Annotated in this window: 1 protein-coding gene; it reads right to left on the minus strand. The window is 28.1% G+C overall.

Features of this window, described 5'->3' with window-relative positions; all coding sequences use genetic code 11:
- Positions 1 to 1,970 precede the first annotated feature (1,970 nt).
- On the minus strand, positions 1,971 to 2,210 hold a 240-nt coding region (locus tag LGZ99_RS24155; protein ID WP_262979818.1), incomplete at its 5' end, for an H-NS histone family protein.

Below are 2,210 nucleotides of genomic sequence, written 5' to 3' on the forward strand. Positions count from 1 at the left end.
GGCAAGCTTTAAACGTTATTAAAAGTCATTGCTTTAACTTATGGTTTTAATCAGTATAGAGTTTTAACGGTTTTTTACTACTTTTAACACCCGCTTTTTATTTATTTTAATCATCATGGAATATTGTATTTTACGTTTAATTATACTCACTTTTTATCTTTACTAATGTTATTTTACCGGCAGTTTTAATAAGTCACTACCTTTTATTTTTCTTCCATAAATCAGAAAATAAATCTCCTGATGATATAAATAAATCCCTTTATGTTTTCCCAGATAATCACCCTCTTCTTCAAGGCTAAAATACTGCCAGATTAACCGCTTTATTCATTTCTTTATTACGTTATTCTTAGAATTTTCTTCATAAAGTAACAACGAGAAAGCACTTAAATACCCATTTGTTCGGATAATGTGATTTTACGTGCTGATTTCTTTTCAACTTGCTATTAATGGTTGATGATTTTCTATTAAATGTAATTAACTCTCATTATGAAAAGTTGAATTTATTGAGTTAAATACACTTTTTATATAAAAGCTTTAATATCTCTACATTCGTGATTTTAAATGATTATGTAGGTTAAGTGAATACATGATGGATAAGCTTTAAATGTTATTAAAAGTCATTGCCTTAACTTACGGTTTTAATCAGTATAAAGTTTTCACCATTATTTTTACCGACTTTAACACCTGCTTTTTATTAAGTTTAATCATCATCGGATATCATGTTTTATGTTTAACCAACGTTAATCATACTCACTTTTTATCTTTACTGATGCTGTTTTACTGGCAATCTCAAGCAGTTTTAATAAGCCTCCTTTTTCAGATCTTAAATCCTGCCAAATTAACCATTTTATTCATTTTTTATTGCGTTATTTTTAGGATTTTCGTCATAAAATAACAACAAGAAAACGCTTAAATACCTATTTGATCAGATAGTATTTTTTACATGCTGATTTTTTCAACTCACTATTAATGATTAATGGCTTTCGATTAAATGAAATTAATTCTCCTTCTGAAAAGTTAAATTTATTGAGTTAAATCCACTTTGTATATAAAAGCTTTAATATCTCTGCACTCATACTTTCAAGTGATTATGGCAAGTTAGGTAAATATATGATGGGCAAGCTTTAAACGTTATTAAAAGTCATTATTTTAACTTATGGTTTTAATCAGGATAAAGTTTTCACTGTTATTTTTACCAATTTTAACACCTGCTTTTTATGAAGTTTAATCACCATCGACTATCGTTTTTTATGTTTAACTAACGTCAATCATACTCACTTTTTATCTTTACTGACGTTATTTTAAGCAGTTTCAATAAGTTACCACCCTTTATTTTGCTCTCATAAATCAGCAAGTAAATGGCCTGATGAGATAAAAATACCCCTTTTTGTTTTCTCGGATAATCACCTCCTTTTTCAAGGCTTAAATCCTGCTAAATTAACCGTTTCATCCATTTTTCTATTACATTATTTTTATAGTTTTATTCATACAATAATGACTAAAAATCACCTAAATGCCAGCCTAGTAAAATACTATCCTTCTGCATACTGATTTATTTTCAACTTTCTATTAATGGTTAATGATTTTTGATTAAATGAAATTAATTCTCTTTCTGAAAAGTTACATTTATTCAAACCCACCATTTATACAAAATCCTTAATATCTCTGCATTCACTCTTTTAAATAATCATAGCATATTATATAAATGCAACATAAACCGAGTATATAATCGCTGATAAATAAATTAAACATAGTAGGGAATAACCTGCTTTTAGTCATTCTATACTCCTTAAAAAACCCGGCATTAATCGGGGATCTATTTTTTCACCCTTGGCTGATAGATAACTTAATTAATCACCGATAAAAAGAAGCTTGCAATCTCCCAAAAATGGAAATGCAAGCAAAAAGAGAAAGCGAGTAATGTTAAAATATGAGCAGTGAGTACAGCAATTTTCACTCCGAGGATTTTCTTATTTTTTAATTAAAAACTCATCTAATAAATGGCCTTCATTAAGCAGTTTTTGTAAACCTAATGGTCTTTTTCCATTTCCTGACCAGTATTTAATCTCCCCATTTTCATTAAACTGATACTTCGGTTTTCTCGTTTTTCCTTTTCCTGTATTTGATTTTTTAGGTTTAAAACCAGAGAGGGTAATAGGTATGTTAATGGTATTAATATCAAAGCCCATTTCTTCAATAATTTTTAATAT

Source organism: Photorhabdus temperata (assembly GCF_025384845.1).
Lineage (GTDB): Bacteria > Pseudomonadota > Gammaproteobacteria > Enterobacterales > Enterobacteriaceae > Photorhabdus > Photorhabdus temperata.